15 protein-coding genes and 1 tRNA gene are annotated in these 16,477 nt (G+C 63.9%); 2 read left to right on the plus strand and 14 right to left on the minus strand.

Going from position 1 to position 16,477, the window contains the following annotated elements:
* Positions 1-109 precede the first annotated feature (109 nt).
* The 5 genes from GM672_RS08315 to GM672_RS08335 form a co-directional block, all read right to left on the minus strand.
* Positions 110-186: transfer RNA gene (locus GM672_RS08315), tRNA-Pro, on the minus strand.
* A 77-nt stretch (positions 187-263) separates the two neighbouring features.
* On the minus strand, positions 264-1,616 hold the full coding sequence (glmM, locus tag GM672_RS08320) for a phosphoglucosamine mutase (protein WP_155470059.1): 1,353 nt from the start codon (positions 1,614-1,616) through the stop codon (positions 264-266).
* A 69-nt stretch (positions 1,617-1,685) separates the two neighbouring features.
* Positions 1,686-2,456: a dihydropteroate synthase gene (gene folP, locus GM672_RS08325; protein ID WP_155470060.1), complete on the minus strand. Its 771-nt coding sequence runs from the start codon at positions 2,454-2,456 to the stop codon at positions 1,686-1,688.
* A 193-nt stretch (positions 2,457-2,649) separates the two neighbouring features.
* Positions 2,650-4,530: an ATP-dependent zinc metalloprotease FtsH gene (gene ftsH, locus GM672_RS08330; protein ID WP_170299983.1), complete on the minus strand. Its 1,881-nt coding sequence runs from the start codon at positions 4,528-4,530 to the stop codon at positions 2,650-2,652.
* Positions 4,531-4,890: 360 nt separating this feature from the next.
* Positions 4,891-5,541 (minus strand): RlmE family RNA methyltransferase, encoded by a 651-nt coding sequence (locus tag GM672_RS08335; RefSeq protein ID WP_155470062.1) that lies wholly within the window; start codon positions 5,539-5,541, stop codon positions 4,891-4,893.
* A 43-nt stretch (positions 5,542-5,584) separates the two neighbouring features.
* Here GM672_RS08335 and GM672_RS08340 point away from each other — a divergent pair, with 43 nt between their 5' ends.
* Entirely contained in the window at positions 5,585-6,052 is a 468-nt protein-coding gene (locus GM672_RS08340) for a YhbY family RNA-binding protein (RefSeq protein WP_155470063.1), read from the plus strand.
* A gap of 117 nt (positions 6,053-6,169) precedes the next feature.
* On the opposite strand, the gene GM672_RS08345 is transcribed toward GM672_RS08340, so the two are convergent.
* From GM672_RS08345 to carA, 4 genes are all read right to left on the minus strand, one after another.
* Entirely contained in the window at positions 6,170-6,616 is a 447-nt protein-coding gene (locus tag GM672_RS08345) for a DUF4149 domain-containing protein (protein ID WP_155470064.1), read from the minus strand.
* Complete coding sequence (gene greA / locus GM672_RS08350; RefSeq protein ID WP_155470065.1) at positions 6,613-7,089, minus strand: transcription elongation factor GreA; 477 nt, start codon at positions 7,087-7,089, stop codon at positions 6,613-6,615. Before greA ends, GM672_RS08345 begins: the two co-directional genes overlap by 4 nt.
* Before the next feature lie 124 nt (positions 7,090-7,213).
* Positions 7,214-10,444 (minus strand): carbamoyl-phosphate synthase large subunit, encoded by a 3,231-nt coding sequence (gene carB / locus GM672_RS08355; protein ID WP_155470066.1) that lies wholly within the window; start codon positions 10,442-10,444, stop codon positions 7,214-7,216.
* A gap of 2 nt (positions 10,445-10,446) precedes the next feature.
* A complete protein-coding gene (gene carA / locus GM672_RS08360; protein ID WP_155470067.1) occupies positions 10,447-11,610 on the minus strand; it encodes a glutamine-hydrolyzing carbamoyl-phosphate synthase small subunit in 1,164 nt (387 codons plus the stop codon).
* Between the two features lie 428 nt (positions 11,611-12,038).
* Here carA and GM672_RS28895 point away from each other — a divergent pair, with 428 nt between their 5' ends.
* Positions 12,039-12,809, plus strand: coding sequence for a PEP-CTERM sorting domain-containing protein (locus GM672_RS28895; RefSeq protein ID WP_229417623.1), 771 nt, complete (start codon positions 12,039-12,041; stop codon positions 12,807-12,809).
* Between the two features lie 63 nt (positions 12,810-12,872).
* On the opposite strand, the gene GM672_RS29155 is transcribed toward GM672_RS28895, so the two are convergent.
* The 5 genes from GM672_RS29155 to GM672_RS08390 all read right to left on the minus strand — a co-directional run bounded on the left by GM672_RS29155 (position 12,873) and on the right by GM672_RS08390 (position 16,457).
* Complete coding sequence (locus GM672_RS29155; RefSeq protein WP_229417624.1) at positions 12,873-13,646, minus strand: PEP-CTERM sorting domain-containing protein; 774 nt, start codon at positions 13,644-13,646, stop codon at positions 12,873-12,875.
* Between the two features lie 151 nt (positions 13,647-13,797).
* Positions 13,798-14,535, minus strand: coding sequence for a PEP-CTERM sorting domain-containing protein (locus GM672_RS08375; protein ID WP_155470068.1), 738 nt, complete (start codon positions 14,533-14,535; stop codon positions 13,798-13,800).
* A gap of 82 nt (positions 14,536-14,617) precedes the next feature.
* Positions 14,618-15,139 (minus strand): GNAT family N-acetyltransferase, encoded by a 522-nt coding sequence (locus tag GM672_RS08380; RefSeq protein WP_155470069.1) that lies wholly within the window; start codon positions 15,137-15,139, stop codon positions 14,618-14,620.
* Positions 15,140-15,151: 12 nt separating this feature from the next.
* Positions 15,152-15,556, minus strand: coding sequence for a GlcG/HbpS family heme-binding protein (locus GM672_RS08385; protein WP_155470070.1), 405 nt, complete (start codon positions 15,554-15,556; stop codon positions 15,152-15,154).
* A gap of 34 nt (positions 15,557-15,590) precedes the next feature.
* Positions 15,591-16,457, minus strand: a complete 867-nt coding sequence (locus tag GM672_RS08390; RefSeq protein WP_371867044.1) for a patatin-like phospholipase family protein — start codon at positions 16,455-16,457, stop codon at positions 15,591-15,593.
* Between the last annotated feature and the right edge of the window lie 20 nt (positions 16,458-16,477).

The following is a 16,477-nucleotide window of genomic DNA, read 5'->3' on the forward strand; positions in this document are numbered from 1 at the left end:
CGGAAGCAGATCGAAGCAGCTGTGCGAATCTGCTTCACGGCGCCGCTCTACAAATCTGCTTCACATAAGCAAAAGCGGGTTGTCATTGACAACCCGCTTTCTGAAGGAGTGGTCGGAGTACAAGGATTCGAACCTTGGACCCCCTGGTCCCAAACCAGGTGCGCTACCGGGCTGCGCTACACTCCGATGAACGTATGATACTCGCTCGGGGTGCGAAACGTCAAATCTATGTTTGCCCCCGCGCTAGCTGCCCCTGGCGGCGTTCAGGCCGCCAGCGGGATTTCGACCTTGTCGGCGATGCGCCGGGCCATGTTTTCGGCGCGGGTGGCGTCCTTGGCCTCCACCATGACGCGAATCAGCGGCTCGGTGCCGGAGGCACGGATCAGCACGCGGCCGGTGTCGCCCAGCTCGCGCTCGACGGCTTCCTTCTCGGCCACCATGGCGGGGTTCTTCTGCCAGTCGAAGCCGGCCGGTACGCGCACGTTGATCAGGGTCTGGGGGAACAGTTCCAGTTCGCCGGCGATCTGGGCCAGGGTCTTCCCGCTGCGCTTGAGCGCGGACAGCACCTGCAGGGCCGACACGATGCCGTCGCCGGTGGTGTGCTTGTCCAGTGCCAGCAGGTGGCCACTGCCCTCGCCGCCCAGGATCCAGCCCTTTTCCTGCATCACTTCCAGCACGTAGCGGTCGCCCACCTTGGCGCGGGCGAAGCCGATGCCCTTTTCCTTGAAGGCCACTTCCAGCGCCATATTCGTCATCAGCGTGCCGACGGCGCCCTTCACCTCGCCCGTGGCCAGGCGGTCCATTACCATCACGTACAGCAGCTCGTCGCCGTTGTACAGGCGGCCATTGGCGTCGCACATGATCAGGCGGTCGGCGTCGCCGTCCAGGGCGATGCCCAGGTCGGCATCATGGGCCAGCACGGCCGCGGCCATGGCCTTCGGCGCGGTGGCGCCGTGGCCGTCGTTGATGTTGAAGCCATCGGGCTTGTTGCCGATCGGGACGATCTCGGCGCCCAGTTCGTGGAATACGTGCGGGGCGATGTTGTAGGCAGCGCCGTGGGCGCTGTCGACGACGATCTTCAGGCCGCGCAGGTCCAGCTCGTTCGGGAAGGTGCTCTTGCAAAATTCGATGTAGCGGCCCTGGGCATCTTCCAGGCGCTTGGCCCGGCCCAGTTTTTCCGACGGCACGCAGTCCATCGGCTGGTCCAGCTGCGCCTCGATGTCGAGCTCGACGGAATCGGGCAGCTTGGTACCCCGTTCGGAGAAGAACTTGATGCCGTTGTCCTGGAAGGGATTGTGCGAGGCCGAGATGACGACGCCGGCCGACAGGCGCAGCGCGCGCGTCAGGTAGGCGATCGCGGGCGTGGGCATGGGGCCGGCCAGCATCACGTCCACGCCTGCGGCGGCAAAGCCCGCTTCCAGCGCCGCTTCGAGCATATAGCCGGAGATGCGCGTGTCCTTGCCGATCAGGACGGTCGGTCGCGCCATGCCAGGCGTGGCGGTTTTGGCCAGCACTTTGCCGGCGGCATAGCCCAGGCGCATGACGAAGTCAGGCGTGATCGGCGCTGCGCCGACCAGGCCCCGGATACCATCGGTCCCGAAATATTTGCGTGCCATTTTCTGCTCTCTTTACTCGTTAAGGGGTGCATCCCTGCAGGCCATGCCCGCCGCGCCTTCCCCGTTGTTTCATTGGGCCGCTTGCCACACTGCGAGGGCATCGACCGTTTCAGCCACGTCATGTACCCGGACGATGGTGGCGCCATGCGCCACCGCCGCCAGGGCCCCGCCGATGCTGCCGGCGAGACGCTGTTCGACCGGCTTGCCGGTCACGGCGCCGATCATCGACTTGCGCGACAGGCCCGCCAGCAGGGGCACACCCAGGTCCGACGCGATCCGGCGGATGTCCCGCAATAAAGCGTAATTATGCTCGACAGTCTTGCCGAAGCCAAAGCCCGGATCCACCCACAGGCGGCTTCGATCAATGCCGGCCGACGTCAACGCAACAATGCGTTCGTGGAGAAAATCCGTCACCTCCCGCACGACGTCGACGTAGACAGGTTTATCCTGCATTGTTGCAGGTTTGTCAAGCATATGCATGATGCAGAGCGCACAATCGCTGTCGCGCACGGCCTCGATGGCGCCAGGGGCACGGAAAGCGTTGACGTCGTTGATCATGTCGGCGCCGGCCAGCACGGCCTCGCGCATCACTGCGGGCTTGTAGGTGTCGACGGAAATGGCCTTGCCACAGTCGCGCAGCGCGAACAGTACGGGCAGCACGCGTCGCAATTCCTCGTCCAGCGACACGGCCGGGGCGCCGGGACGGGTCGACTCGCCGCCGATATCGATGATGTCGGCACCATCCCGGATCATCTGCTCGGCATGTGACAGGGCGAAGTCAAGGGCGGCGAACTGGCCGCCATCGGAAAAGGAATCGGGCGTGACGTTGAGGATGCCCATGACGAGGGCACCTTGGCGGGGGAAATTGAAGCGGCCGAACGGTAGTGGTGGCATACGGGTGCAGCGGTGAGCAAGGAATAGAAGGGGGACGGCAGCCGTGGGCTAGGCGCGCGGCCACAAGCAAGCACAAACAAGCCACAAATAAAAAGGGCGAGGATCGCTCCTCACCCTTTGGGTAACGCTATTTGAAACCTCAGGCCGGTGCGGTGGCGTTCGGCGAGGCGGTCGGGCCGTCGTCGCTCGGGCGCTTGCGCAGGGTCACGCCGGCTTTCGGCGGACGGGGCTCGTGGCCGGCCATGATGTCGTTGATCTGGTCCGCGTCGATGGTTTCCCAATCCAGCAGGGCCTTCGTCATCATTTCGACCTTGTCGCGGTTCTCTTCCAGCAGCTTGCGCGCCAGGGCGTACTGCGTGTCCAGGATCAGGCGGATTTCCGAGTCGACCTTCTGCTGCGTCGCTTCGGAAATGGTCTTGTTGCTGCCGCCCATGAAGCCTTCGTTCTGCTCATCCTCGTAGACCATCACGCCCAGCGAATCGGACATGCCGAAGCGCGTCACCATCGAGCGGGCCAGCTTGGTGGCGCGGGAGAAGTCGTTCGAGGCGCCGGTGGACATCTGGCCGACGAAGATTTCCTCGGCAATACGGCCGCCGAACAGGATCGAGATTTCCTCCAGCATCTTGTCCTTGTAGCCGGAAATCTTGTCGTGCTCGGGCAACTGCCACGTCAGGCCCAGGGCCCAGCCGCGCGGCATGATCGTGACCTTGTGCACGGGATCGGCCTTCGGCAGCAGCTTGGCGACGACGGCGTGGCCGGACTCGTGGTAAGCCGTGTTGCGACGTTCTTCCTCGCGGATGACCATCGACTTGCGTTCCGGGCCCATGAAGATCTTGTCCTTGGCATCCTCGAAGTCCTGCATGTCGACCAGGCGCTTGCCGCGGCGGGCCGCGAACAGGGCTGCCTCGTTGACGAGGTTGGCCAGGTCGGCGCCGGAGAAGCCAGGCGTGCCGCGGGCCAGGATGTCGGCCTTGACGTCGGTGCCGATCGGCACTTTACGCATGTGCACGTTCAGGATCTGCTCGCGGCCACGGATGTCCGGCAGGCCCACGGAGACCTGGCGGTCGAAACGGCCTGGACGCAGCAGCGCCTTGTCCAGCACGTCGGCACGGTTGGTGGCGGCAATGACGATGACGCCGGAAGACGCTTCGAAGCCGTCCATTTCCACCAGCAGCTGGTTCAAGGTCTGTTCGCGTTCGTCGTTACCGCCGCCCATGCCGGCGCCACGGTGACGGCCGACCGCGTCGATCTCGTCGATGAAGATAATGCACGGCGAGTGCTTCTTGGCGTTCTCGAACATGTCACGCACGCGGGACGCACCCACGCCGACGAACATCTCGACGAAGTCGGAACCGGAGATCGAGAAGAACGGCACCTTCGCTTCGCCGGCAATGGCGCGCGCCAGCAGGGTCTTACCGGTGCCGGGAGGACCAACCATCAGCACGCCGCGGGGAATACGACCGCCCAGTTTCTGGAACTTGGTCGGGTCTTTCAGGAAGTCGACGATCTCCGTCACTTCCTCTTTCGCTTCGTCGCAGCCGGCGACGTCGCCGAAGGTGACGGTGTTGTTGGTTTCGTCCAGCATGCGCGCCTTCGACTTGCCGAAGGAGAACGCGCCGCCCTTGCCGCCGCCCTGCATCTGTCGCATGAAGAAGATCCACACGCCGATCAGCAGCAGCATCGGGAACCAGGACACGAATACCTGCTGCAGGAACGATGGCTCTTCCGGCGGACGCACGTCGAAGCGCACGCCGTTCTCGCGCAGGTCGCCGATCAGGCCGCGGTCGAGGTAGGTCGACGTCGTGCGCACGCGCGTGTCGTCGATCTTCGTCGCCGTGATGCTGTTGCCCTCGATAACGAGATCCTTGATGCGCTTCGCCTTGATCTCATCGAGCAGGTCGGAGTACGCGATGGTCTTGCTGCCGCCTGAAATGCTGTGGCTGTCGAACTGCTTGAACAGCATAAATAACAGCAGGGCAACGACGACCCATATGGCGGATTTGGAAAACATGTTATTCACGAAAACTCCTTGGATGCTCGCGCACCTGTTACCTGTAGCAGAATTCCGATTTTACTCGCAATGGGCAGGCCGTGCTACAAACCTGCCCAATGGGACGCTGAAAAGGGACGCCAGAAACGCCCCGTTTGTGTCATGCATCCGTGTTTTGTGCCGTCTGCGCCCATCCGACCTGCCATTTCGATGCTGAAACTGCAAAAAGCACGGGAACGGGGGCGGAATCTGGCGCCAACGACGCTGTTGCAAGCTGTTTGGCCTGCAAAATGAAAGCGGCCTGGACATCGAGAACGCGGCCGGACACACCTTCTTCGCATCGATGTGCGGCTGCCACGCCTGATTACAAGGCCGCTGCGCAAACTTTCTTTACTTTTCAGCCTGGTTTTTCAGGCCACGGCCCAGCAGGAAGATTTCCGACGACTTGTCACGGCTGGCCTTGGGCTTTTTCTGCGTGACGGTTTTGAAATCGAGGCGGAACTTCTCGACGATCTGGGAAAAGCCCATGTCCTTGAAACATTTGACCAACAATGCCCCACCCGGTTTCAGGTGCATTTGCGAAAACTCAAGGGCCAGGTCGATCAGGTCCTCCATGCGCGCCGCATCGGCGCTGGCGATACCGGACAGGTTGGGCGCCATGTCCGACAGCACCAGGTCCGCTTTGCGTCCCTGCAACACTTCTCCCAGCCGATCCAGCACTTCCTGCTCCCGGAAGTCGCCTTGCAGGAAATGCATGTCGGCGATCGGTTCCATCGGCAGGATGTCCAGGCCGATAATGGTGCCGACGATGCCGCCGCCCTCCTTGCCCGCCAGCTTGCGCCGGGTGTACTGGCCCCAGCTGCCGGGGGTGCAGCCGAGGTCGACGATGACCATGCCGGGGCGGATCAGCTTCTCGTCCTCGTCGATCTCCTTGAGCTTGTACGCGGCACGCGCGCGGTAGCCATCCTTCTGTGCAGCCTTCACGTAAGGGTCGTTAATATGGTCGTGCAACCAGTTTTTGTTTAATTTGTTCTTTGCCATTCGCGTAGAATACTGCTTTTAAAGAGAACCACTAGAAATTTATATGTTGAAACTGACACCCGTTGAGCGCAGTGCCCTGCGCGCCGAAGCCCACGCGCTCAAGCCCATCGTCCTCATTGGGGAAGCCGGCCTGACCGAAGCCGTCAAGAAGGAAATCGACCTGGGCCTGGATTCGCACGGCCTGATCAAGGTACGAGTCTTCGGCGACGACCGCGAAGCCCGCATCGAAATGTACGACACCATCTGCACCGAGCTGGAAGCGGCGCCCGTGCAACATATCGGCAAGCTGTTCGTCCTGTACCGCCCGAAGAAGGAAGCGGAAAAGCCACGCGCCAGCAAGAGCGGCAAGGGCATGCGCATGGTCACCATCGTCAAGCCGAGCGCCAGCGGCACGAAGAAGCCGTCCGTCAGCAAGGTCATGCTGAAAGGCAATGAGCGCGTTACGGAAGGCGGCACCATCAAGCGTGCCAAGAAACGCCAGACCAGCACGAAGAAAACCATCCTGAGCTGAGAAAGCACGTAAAGTGGGCCCTGCCCGTTGTCGAAAAAGGCGGACAGTGTCCGCCTTTTTGTTGGGCGCATGATTTAGTTGCCACAAAAATGGGGTCTGTCCCCATTTTTAGGGTAACTATTGCTTCAGCACCAGCCACCCAGCCAGAACGCTCTGCACCAGGAAGATCACGCTGGACACCCCGTGCAACATGCCGAAGCGCTCCTTGCCGGCGGACGCCATGACGCCATCCGGCCCGGCAGCGGTCTTCAGTTCGGCCATCATCGGCTGCAGGCCGAAGTGGCTGGCCACCGTGCACAGGGCCATGGCGGCGACCAGCGCCAGCACCGTGCGGCGCCGCCGCGGCGTCCAATCGCTCGTCGCAACCTTCAGCAGCACCAGCATCGCCACGGCGCAGCCCAGCGACAGCAGGGCCTGCGAATGGAACATGCTGCCGGCGATGGTGCCGGCCAGCACGCGGTCGGACAAGGTGGCGAACAAGGTGGGCGCCACCAGGTAGCCCGTCGTCCAAAGGCTGCCGGCCCACAGTACCGCCACCAGCAGGCGAACCTTGGCCAGCATCAGACGTAGCGCACTTCGAGGATTTCGTATTCGCGCGGGCCGGACGGCGCCTGCACTTCGACGACGTCGCCGGCCGACTTGCCGATCAGCGCGCGCGAGATGGGCGACGTCACGGAGACCTTGTTGACCTTGATGTCCGCTTCGTCCGTGCCCACCACCTGGTACGTCACCTTCTGGCCCGATTCCAGGTCCTCCAGGTCGACGGTGGCGCCGAACACGACACGGCCGTCCGCATCCAGGGTGGCCGGGTCGATGATCTGGGCGCTGGACAGCTTGCCTTCCAGTTCGGCGATGCGGCCTTCGACGAAGGCCTGGCGCTCCTTGGCGGCGTCGTATTCGGCATTCTCCGACAGGTCACCGTGCGAACGCGCTTCGGCGATCGCATCGATGACGATGCGGCGTTCCTTAGTCTTCAGCTGGTGCAGCTCTTCTTTCAGCAGCTCGGCGCCGTACTTGGTCAGTGGAACAGAATTCATGTTTCATCTCTTGGTGAATTGAAAAAAGCACAGAGCCCGGGCCAATGGCGCGGGCTCTGCTTTTGGTCTTACTGTCGGTGCTACAGCCGGTACCAATACCGGTCCGGCAAACTACGCAAGAAGCTTAGTGTAGTGTTTTATGCAGACCTTGTAAATCGTACACCTGCAACTCGTCCAGGTGGCGGATACCGGCAACGGCGGCTTCGGCGCCGGCGATCGTCGTAAACGTCGTCACGCGCGATTGCAGCGACGACGTGCGGATGGCCCGCGAGTCGACGATGGCGCTGCGCTTTTCTTCGACCGTGTTGATGACGAGGGCGATCTCGTGGTTCTTGATCATGTCGACCACGTGCGGGCGCCCTTCCACCACCTTGTTCACCGGCGTGACGGGAATGCCCGCCGCCGCGATGACGGCCGCGGTGCCCTTGGTGGCCACCAGCGAGAAGCCGGCATCGACCAGGTCGCGCGCCACTTTCACGGCGCGCGGCTTGTCGGAAGCCTTCACCGACAGGAACACCTTGCCGGACTTCGGCAGCTTGACACCCGCGCCCAGCTGCGCCTTGACGAACGCTTCCGCGAAGGTCTGGCCCACGCCCATCACTTCACCCGTCGATTTCATCTCGGGGCCGAGGATGGTGTCCACACCGGGGAACTTCACGAACGGGAACACGGCTTCCTTGACGCTGAAGTAAGGCGGCACCACTTCCTGCGTGATGCCCTGCGAGGCCAGGCTCTGGCCGACCATGCAGCGGGCCGCGATCTTGGCCAGCTGCAGGCCGGTGGCCTTGGAAACGAACGGCACCGTGCGCGAGGCGCGTGGGTTCACTTCCAGCACGAACACGACATCCTGCTCGGTGCCATCGATGACCTGTTTCTGGATCGCGAACTGCACGTTCATCAGGCCCACCACGTTCAGACCCTTGGCCATCAGCGCCGTCTGGCGCTTCAGTTCATCGATGGTGTCCTGGCCCAGCGAGTAAGGCGGCAGCGAGCAGGCCGAGTCGCCCGAGTGCACGCCGGCCTGCTCGATGTGTTCCATCACGCCGCCGATGAAGGTGGTTTCGCCGTCGGAGATGCAGTCGACGTCGCACTCGATGGCGTCGTTCAGGAAGCGGTCCAGCAGCACGGGCGAATCGTGCGACACCTTGACCGCTTCGCGCATGTAGCGTTCCAGGTCGCGCTGCTCATGGACGATTTCCATCGCCCGGCCGCCCAGCACGTAGGAAGGACGCACCACCAGCGGGTAGCCGATCTCCTGGGCCAGGCGCAGCGCCTCTTCTTCCGTGCGCGCCGTACGGTTCGGCGGCTGGCGCAGGTTCAGGTCATGCAGCAGCTTCTGGAAGCGCTCGCGGTCTTCGGCAGCGTCGATCATGTCGGGCGACGTGCCGACGATGGGCACGCCGTTCTTTTCCAGGTCCAGCGCCAGCTTCAGCGGGGTCTGGCCGCCGTACTGCACGATGACGCCGACCGGTTTTTCCAGCTCGACGATTTCCAGCACGTCTTCCAGGGTCAGCGACTCGAAGTACAGGCGGTCGGAGGTGTCGTAGTCGGTCGACACGGTCTCGGGATTGCAGTTGACCATGATGGTCTCGTAGCCGTCCTCGCGCATCGCCAGCGCCGCGTGGACGCAGCAGTAGTCGAACTCGATGCCCTGGCCGATGCGGTTCGGGCCACCGCCCAGCACCATGATCTTCTTCTTGTCCGTCGGGTTGGACTCGCACTCCTCGTCATACGTCGAGTACATGTAGGCCGTGTCGGTCGAGAACTCGGCCGCGCACGTGTCGACGCGCTTGTAGACGGGACGGATGCCCATCGCGCGGCGGGTTTCGCGCACAACGGTATCGGTGGTCTGCAGCAGGTAGGCCAGGCGACGGTCCGAGAAACCCTTCTGCTTCAGGCGGTATAGGGTGTTCTTGTCCAGGTTCTCCAGCTTCTCTTTATCCAGCCACAGCTCGATGTCGACGATCTCCTTGATCTGCACGAGGAACCACGGGTCGATCTTGGTCAGGTTGTGCACTTCTTCCAGGGTGAAGCCCTGGGCAAAGGCATCGCCCACGTACCAGATGCGTTCCGGGCCGGGCTCGCCCAGCTCTTCTTCCAGCTTCTCGCGGTCGACCGTCTTCTGGTTCAGGCCATCGACGCCCACTTCCAGGCCGCGCAAGGCCTTCTGGAACGATTCCTGGAAGGTGCGGCCCATGGCCATCACTTCGCCGACGGATTTCATCTGCGTCGTCAGGTGATCGTCCGCCGTCGGGAATTTCTCGAACGCGAAACGGGGAATCTTCGTGACGACGTAGTCGATCGACGGCTCGAACGAGGCCGGCGTGGCACCGCCCGTGATTTCGTTGCGCAGCTCGTCCAGGGTGAAGCCGACGGCCAGCTTGGCCGCCACCTTGGCGATCGGGAAGCCGGTGGCTTTCGAGGCCAGCGCGGACGAACGCGAGACGCGCGGGTTCATCTCGATGACGATCATGCGGCCGTCCTTCGGATTGATCGAGAACTGCACGTTCGAGCCGCCCGTATCGACGCCGATCTCGCGCAGCACCGCCAGGGAGGCGTTACGCATGATCTGGTATTCCTTGTCCGTCAGGGTCTGCGCCGGCGCCACGGTGATCGAGTCGCCCGTGTGCACGCCCATCGGGTCCAGGTTCTCGATCGAGCAGATGATGATGCAGTTGTCCGCCTTGTCGCGCACCACTTCCATCTCGTACTCTTTCCAGCCCAGCAGCGATTCTTCGATCAGCAGTTCGGACGTCGGCGACGCTTCCAGGCCGCGCTTGCAGATCTGCTCGAACTCTTCCTCGTTGTAGGCGATGCCGCCGCCGCTGCCGCCCATCGTGAACGACGGACGAATGATTGTCGGGAAGCCCAGCTCGCGCTGCACGGCCCACGATTCTTCCAGCGTGTGGGCCACGCCCGAACGGGCCGAACCCAGGCCGATCTTCGTCATCGCGTCCTTGAACTTGGAGCGGTCCTCGGCCTTGTCGATGGCTTCCGGCGTGGCGCCGATCAGCTCGACCTTGTACTTGTCCAGGATGCCGTGACGGTGCAGGTCCAGCGCGCAGTTCAGCGCCGTCTGGCCGCCCATCGTCGGCAGGATCGCGTCCGGGCGTTCCTTTTCCAGGATGCGCTCGACCACCTGCCACGTGATCGGCTCGATGTAGGTGACGTCGGCCATCTCCGGGTCCGTCATGATGGTGGCCGGGTTGCTGTTGACGAGGATGACCTTGTAGCCCTCTTCGCGCAGGGCCTTGCAGGCCTGGGCGCCGGAGTAGTCGAATTCGCAGGCCTGGCCGATCACGATCGGGCCGGAGCCGATAATCAGGATGCTTTTGATGTCTAAACGTTTTGGCATTTTTATTTCTTCTCCGCGGCTTCCATCATCGAGATGAAGCGGTCAAACAGGTACGAGACGTCGGTCGGGCCGGGCGAGGCTTCCGGGTGACCCTGGAAGCAGAACGCCGGCGTGTCGGTGCGGGCAAAGCCCTGCAGCGAACCGTCGAACAGCGACACGTGCGTCACGCGGCAATTGTCCGGCAAGGTCGCGGCATCGACGGCGAAGCCGTGGTTCTGCGACGTGATCAGGACCTGCTTCGAATCGAGGTCCTGCACCGGGTGGTTGGCGCCGTGGTGGCCGAACTTCATCTTCAGCGTCTTGGCACCCGAGGCGAGGGCCATGATCTGGTGGCCCAGGCAGATGCCGAAGGTCGGGATCTTCTTTTCCATCAGTTCGCGCGTGGCGCGGATGGCGTAGTCGCACGGCTCCGGGTCGCCCGGGCCGTTGGCCAGGAAGATGCCGTCCGGGTTCAGGGCCAGCGCATCGGCCGCGGTGGACTGGGCCGGCAGTACGGTGACCTTGCAGCCGCGCGAAGCGAGCATGCGCAGGATATTGCGCTTGACGCCGTAGTCGAAGGCCACCACGTGGAAGCGCGGGTTCTCGACCTTGCCGTAGCCTTCGCCCAGCGACCATTCCGTTTCGCTGAACTCGTAGGCGGCCTTGGTCGTGACGACCTTGGCCAGGTCCATGCCGGCCAGGCCGGGGAAGGAACGGGCCAGCTCGACGGCCTGGGCCACGGACGGCTCGTTGCCCTGCGTACCCGTCAGGATGGCACCGGCCTGCGCGCCTTTTTCGCGCAGCAGGCGCGTCAGCTTGCGCGTGTCGATGCCGGCGATGGCGACGACGTTCTCGGCCTTCAGGTAGTCGGCCAGCGACTGGGTGGAGCGGAAATTGGAGGCGACCAGCGGCAGGTCACGGATGATCAGGCCGGCGGCATGCACCTTGCTGGCCTCGACGTCTTCGGCATTGATGCCGTAGTTGCCGATATGCGGGTAGGTCAGGGTAACGATCTGGCGCGAATAGCTGGGATCGGTAAGAATCTCCTGGTAACCCGTCATGGAGGTATTGAACACGACTTCACCCGTCGTGTGGCCGGCGGCGCCGATCGAAAAACCTTTGAAGATGGTTCCGTCGGCAAGGGCCAGGATGGCTGGAACGGCTGGGCCAGAAAAAAACGGCGGCAAGGGCAACTCCTGATAAAGTTACCGTAGCCGCGCCACGTCAGACGACCCGCATAAAAAATTAGCCGGGCGGAGCCAGGCTGGGGTCAGATGAGAATGGGATGATGTGGTAGGCGCTACGGTAGATATGAATTGGCTAAACCTTCGAATTATAACGCAAAGAGGTCGGTCCGGCAATGGCGGCCGCCCCGCGCCGCCAATTCTCGCACCGGTACGCAGGCAACGGCGCCCGCCAGCTGGCCGCCCACGCGGCAGCACGCCATTATTTTGCATTTGTGACAATTCGAGAGACACCGGAGCGATGCCCCGGGGTAGTATGCGTCCGCGTCACGCCTGCCGCGGCGCAACTGTTACCCCTTGGTGCAGTCCACCGCACCGCCACGACCGGGCGCACGGCACGCGCGCTCCCCGTCACGAATCAGGAAACGATAATGACGAACTTAACAACAGCCATGCTGGTCGGCGCCGCCGCCCTGCTGGCCTGCAACGCACACGCCGGCCAGACCCTCGACACTACGGGCTTCACCCTGTCGCAACCGGGCCAATGGAGCAATGCGCAAATGGCCGTCCTGTCGGACCATGGCGGCATCCTGCAGATCGGCATCAGCGGGCTGCAGCCTGTCCGCACCGTCACGACCGACCTGGGCAACGCACCCTGGTATAACTGGGACGCCGTGAACACCGGGCTGAGCGCCTATGCCAAGCCCGGTTACCGGCTGGCCTCGGTCACCTTGAGCGGCACCTTGACGGGCCTCTTGGGCGTGGCACCGCTGCCGGCCGTGTGCAGCAGCCCTGACCATGCCTGTGGCCTGGGCGTGGCGACCAACCAGGCTACCCTGGAGTGGGGCACCAGCCAGGGACCGACAAGCGTCGACTACCAGCAGCTGGAAGTGAACAACCTGGACGGCGAACGGACCTTCTCGCTGACGACGACCTTCGGGTCGGGCGATGCCTTCGATTTCTATATCGCCACCTACAACACGGCCTATGCCGAGGCCGGCCGCTACCGTCATCTGGACGCGAGCAGCACGAACTACCTGCCGACGACGTCCGAGATCGGCTTTGGCGACATGGTCATGACGGTGCAGATCGTGGCCGTGCCGGAACCGGGCACGTACGCGATGCTGCTGGCGGGCATGGGCCTGCTGGGCATGGCGGCACGCCGGCAGCGCAAGGACGGCGTCAACGAAAACGCCAGGTAAAAATCGGCGCATCATGCAAACGGAGCGGCAAGCCGCTCCGTTTTTCTGCGCGTTAAAAAGCAGTCAGCCGCGCCGACGGCGCCCCAGCACACCGACCAGAGCGAGCCCGCCCAGCAGCATGGCATAGGTGGACGGTTCCGGTACCGGCACCATTACCGTATGGATCGTCAGCACGGCGTCCGTCATGTTCAGCGACGCGAACGACGGCAGACCGGGCAGGATGCCGTTGGGCGGAATGCCCTGGGCCGCCATCCAGACACCCGACTGCAGTTCCAGCCCCAGGGCCGGATACCAGACGGGCGTGGCGACACTGAACTGCAGCTGCCCCGTGCCGTTCAGGTTGTCGATGAAGCGTGTATCGGCACCCACCACATTGCCTTCGCTCGTCAGTTGCATGGCTTCAAAGGTGCGGTTCACGGCCTGGCCCGGTGGATCGAGCGGTGACGTGGCCTGCTGCAACTGGCCGGCGAACGTCAGGTTCCATTCGATCGAAGTGATGCGGTAGCCCGAGTGCACGGCGATCTGGTAGCCCGTGTTGTAGTTGGCACCGGCCTGCTGGTAGTTGCCCTGGTCGTCGTAGGCGGACCAGGCGGAGCCGGCGTTATTGTTGCGCGCCAGCATTTCGGTCAGCGACAGTTGCAATATCGTGCCGCTGCTGGCCAGCACACTGACGCGGTCGTCCGTGTACGCCGGCCCGTTGCTCAGGGTCAGTGCATCCGATTCGATATAGATGGGTTCGGCATAGGCCGACGTACCGAGGAAGAACATGCCGAGCGCGAGCCCGGCCGCACTCGCTTTGATGCTCACCTTCATCCTCACATTCATGCGCGCTTTCATGCTGTCTCCAAGGGAGCTGTGCGCCAACCGGCGCGGGGCGGAATCCGCCTGCTGGCCGCACCCGGAAAGGCCCAGCCATCCCGACCAGTGTAGCACCGCGATCCGCCGGGCAGCGCGCCTTTCCGCCTGTCAATCATCCCAGGAAACGGAATTAACCTCCGCCGTGGCGCCGGGCCCACACACGACGTTGCCACACGGAAAGCCCGGCAAGTCCGCCCAGCAGCATGGTCCAACTTGCCGGTTCCGGCACAGGCGTTACCTGCACCAGCAGCACGGCGCTGCCGATCGATGCCAATGCCGCGGAACTGGCGGTGCTGCCATCGCTGGCGGTTGCGGCCACGGCCTGGGCCCATACGGCGGCATCGAAGCTGACCCGGAACGTGTCGCCGAGGTCGAGCGGTCCGGTGGCGTTGGCGAAGGGCTGCAAGCCGCTGAAGGTGGTGAACTGGGCGCTGAACGGCAGGCTAAGGCCGGGGGCCGTCACGAACCATGCCAGACGGGCTCCGTTGTCCGCGCTGCCGGGCGGTTGATCGGGTAATTCTCCGGCGGACAGCTCCCCGTAGGCCAGCGCGTGCACCGCGACGCCGGTGACGCGGTAGCCCTCGCGCACATCCACTTCCACCACGCTCCAGTGGGCATTGCCGGCCTGTGCGCCGGCGCCGCCGGCATCCTCGGCTGGCCAGTACTGCAGGTCGCGGTTCAAGGTATTGAGCGAGACGGCGACGGTTTGCGGCGTGTGCGACAACAGGCTGATGTCCCAGCTTTCGGGCGACCAGCCTTCGATATAAGTGACGTTTATCTCGGCCGTACCGACTGTCGTGTCGGCGTGGCTCGCGCTGCTGACGGCCAGCAAGACGCCGAGCGCAAGCCCGGCCAGTGTCTGTTTCATGGCAACCTCCGTCGGGAAGGAAAGGCCCGCGGGCGCGGGCGCATTTCAGCTTAGCACCCGAAAGCCGGGTTCGCCTGGCGAATCAACCGTCCGCATGCCGCTCGAACAGCAGCTGGTCGAACCAGGCGCCGTCGTGCTGCATGCTGCGCGTGAGCCGGCCGCACTGGCGAAAGCCGTTGCGCTCCAGCACGCGCACGGAGGCGACGTTTTCCGGCCGCGCGTTCGCCTCCAGCCGCCACAGCCCCAGCGGACCGAAGGCTTCCTGCAGCACCAGCGCCACGGCGCGGGTGGCAATACCCTGCCCTGCCTGGTCTTCGCCGATGCGGTAGCCGAGGGCCGCCTTGTTGAAGGCGGGCCGCGTCACGCCCGTCAGGTTGACGCGCCCGACGATGGCGTCGCCGCGCCGCAGCAGGTACTGGTAGGACGTGCCGGCGGCCCGTTCCCACTGCGCCGCCGAAGCGGCGGCCTGCACGGCCGCCAGGTGGTAGAACGAGGGGTCGCGCGGCACCACCCACCGTTCGAACCAGGCCCGGTTGGCCAGCTCGAAGGCCAGCAGGTCGGCCGCGTCGTCGGCCACCAGCGGACAAAGGCGCAGCGTATCCAATGCGCTTGCCGGTCAGCCCAGCGCGGCGATGCCGGCCTTGGCGATCTGGGCGTCCTCGATCGACTTCACGCCCGACACACCGACGGCGCCGATGGTGTGGCCGTCGACGACGATATTGACGCCGCCTTCGAGCATGCCTTCAACTTCCGGTGCCGTCAGGAAGGCGGTGCGGCCGTTGTTGATGATTTCTTCGTAAATGCGCGATTCGCGGCGGCCCAGTGCCGACGTCTTGGCCTTGGCCGGGGCGATATACGCCGTCAGCGGCGCGGCGCCGTCCAGGCGCTGCTGCCACAGCAGGTGGCCGCCGTCGTCGACGATGGCGATGGACACGGGCCAGTTGTTGGCCAGCGCTTCGGCTTCCGCGGCGGCGGCGATTTTCTTGACATCCAGAAGGCTCAGGTACGGCTTCGATTGCATGGTGTTCCCGTTCAGGTGAAAAAAGCGTTAAAACTTATTGCGCGGCCACGGCCGGCGTCTCCCGGCGCAGCTTCAGCTTCTGCTTGATCTGCGCCATCGCGGCCAGGGTGGCCTTCTCGCCCGCGCTCATGGCACGGGAGCGGCTCGAAAAATCGTTGCCGGCCATATTGCCCAGCGCCGGCTGGATGACGATGTCCGCATCGCGCAGCTCGTACTGGTTGATGCGCTGGCCCATGATGGAGAAGGTCTGCATGATCACTTCCAGCGACGACACGGCCGCCTGCGCATCCGTTTGCGTGGAGATATTCACGGCGATAATGAATTCGGCACCCATTTCCTTGGCGAAGCGCACCGGCACGGGCGCCACCAGGCCGCCGTCGACATAGGTGCGGCTGCCGATGGTGACGGGCTGGAACACGCCGGGCACGGCCGAGCTGGCACGCACGGCCATGCCGGTATTTCCGCGCGTAAAGAGGATCGGCTGGCCGTTCTTCAGGTCCGACGCGACGGCGCCGAACGGCAGCTTCAGTTTCTCGATGGGGCGGTTCTTCACCACCTTGTTGACATAGCTCTGCAGGGCCTCGCCCTTGAGCACGCCGGACTTGCTGCCGAACAGGGGCAAGGCCCAGTCGGAGATGGCCGCCTCGTCCATGTCATGGGCCAGTTTCTGCAAGGCCGCCGCATTGTTCCCGGCCGCGTACAGGGCGCCGACGACGCTGCCGGCACTGGTGCCGACGACGATGTCCGGATGGATGCCATGGGCCTCCAGCGCCTTGATGACGCCGATATGGGCAAAGCCGCGTGCGGCGCCGCCGCCCAGGGCCAGGCCGATGCGCACCTTGCGCTGGGGCGGCAGCACGGGCACCACGTTGGCGGCGGAGTCGGCGATGGCCGGCGGAATCCAGGAGTCAGCATGAGCAA

The sequence above is a fragment of the Pseudoduganella buxea genome, assembly GCF_009720835.1.
Taxonomy (GTDB): Bacteria; Pseudomonadota; Gammaproteobacteria; order Burkholderiales; family Burkholderiaceae_D; genus Rugamonas; species Rugamonas buxea.

Excerpts from the sequence above, each read along its gene's own strand:
- GM672_RS08335 (WP_155470062.1), bottom strand. The coding sequence starts at position 5,541 with ATGGCAAAGAACAAATTAAACAAAAACTGGTTGCACGACCATATTAAC.
- folP (WP_155470060.1), bottom strand. The coding sequence starts at position 2,456 with ATGGGCATCCTCAACGTCACGCCCGATTCCTTTTCCGATGGCGGCCAG.
- greA (WP_155470065.1), bottom strand. The coding sequence starts at position 7,089 with ATGAATTCTGTTCCACTGACCAAGTACGGCGCCGAGCTGCTGAAAGAA.
- GM672_RS28895 (WP_229417623.1), top strand. The coding sequence starts at position 12,039 with ATGACGAACTTAACAACAGCCATGCTGGTCGGCGCCGCCGCCCTGCTG.
- glmM (WP_155470059.1), bottom strand. The coding sequence starts at position 1,616 with ATGGCACGCAAATATTTCGGGACCGATGGTATCCGGGGCCTGGTCGGC.
- carB (WP_155470066.1), bottom strand. The coding sequence starts at position 10,444 with ATGCCAAAACGTTTAGACATCAAAAGCATCCTGATTATCGGCTCCGGC.
- GM672_RS29155 (WP_229417624.1), bottom strand. The coding sequence starts at position 13,646 with ATGAAAGCGCGCATGAATGTGAGGATGAAGGTGAGCATCAAAGCGAGT.
- GM672_RS08340 (WP_155470063.1), top strand. The coding sequence starts at position 5,585 with ATGTTGAAACTGACACCCGTTGAGCGCAGTGCCCTGCGCGCCGAAGCC.
- GM672_RS08385 (WP_155470070.1), bottom strand. The coding sequence starts at position 15,556 with ATGCAATCGAAGCCGTACCTGAGCCTTCTGGATGTCAAGAAAATCGCC.
- GM672_RS08375 (WP_155470068.1), bottom strand. The coding sequence starts at position 14,535 with ATGAAACAGACACTGGCCGGGCTTGCGCTCGGCGTCTTGCTGGCCGTC.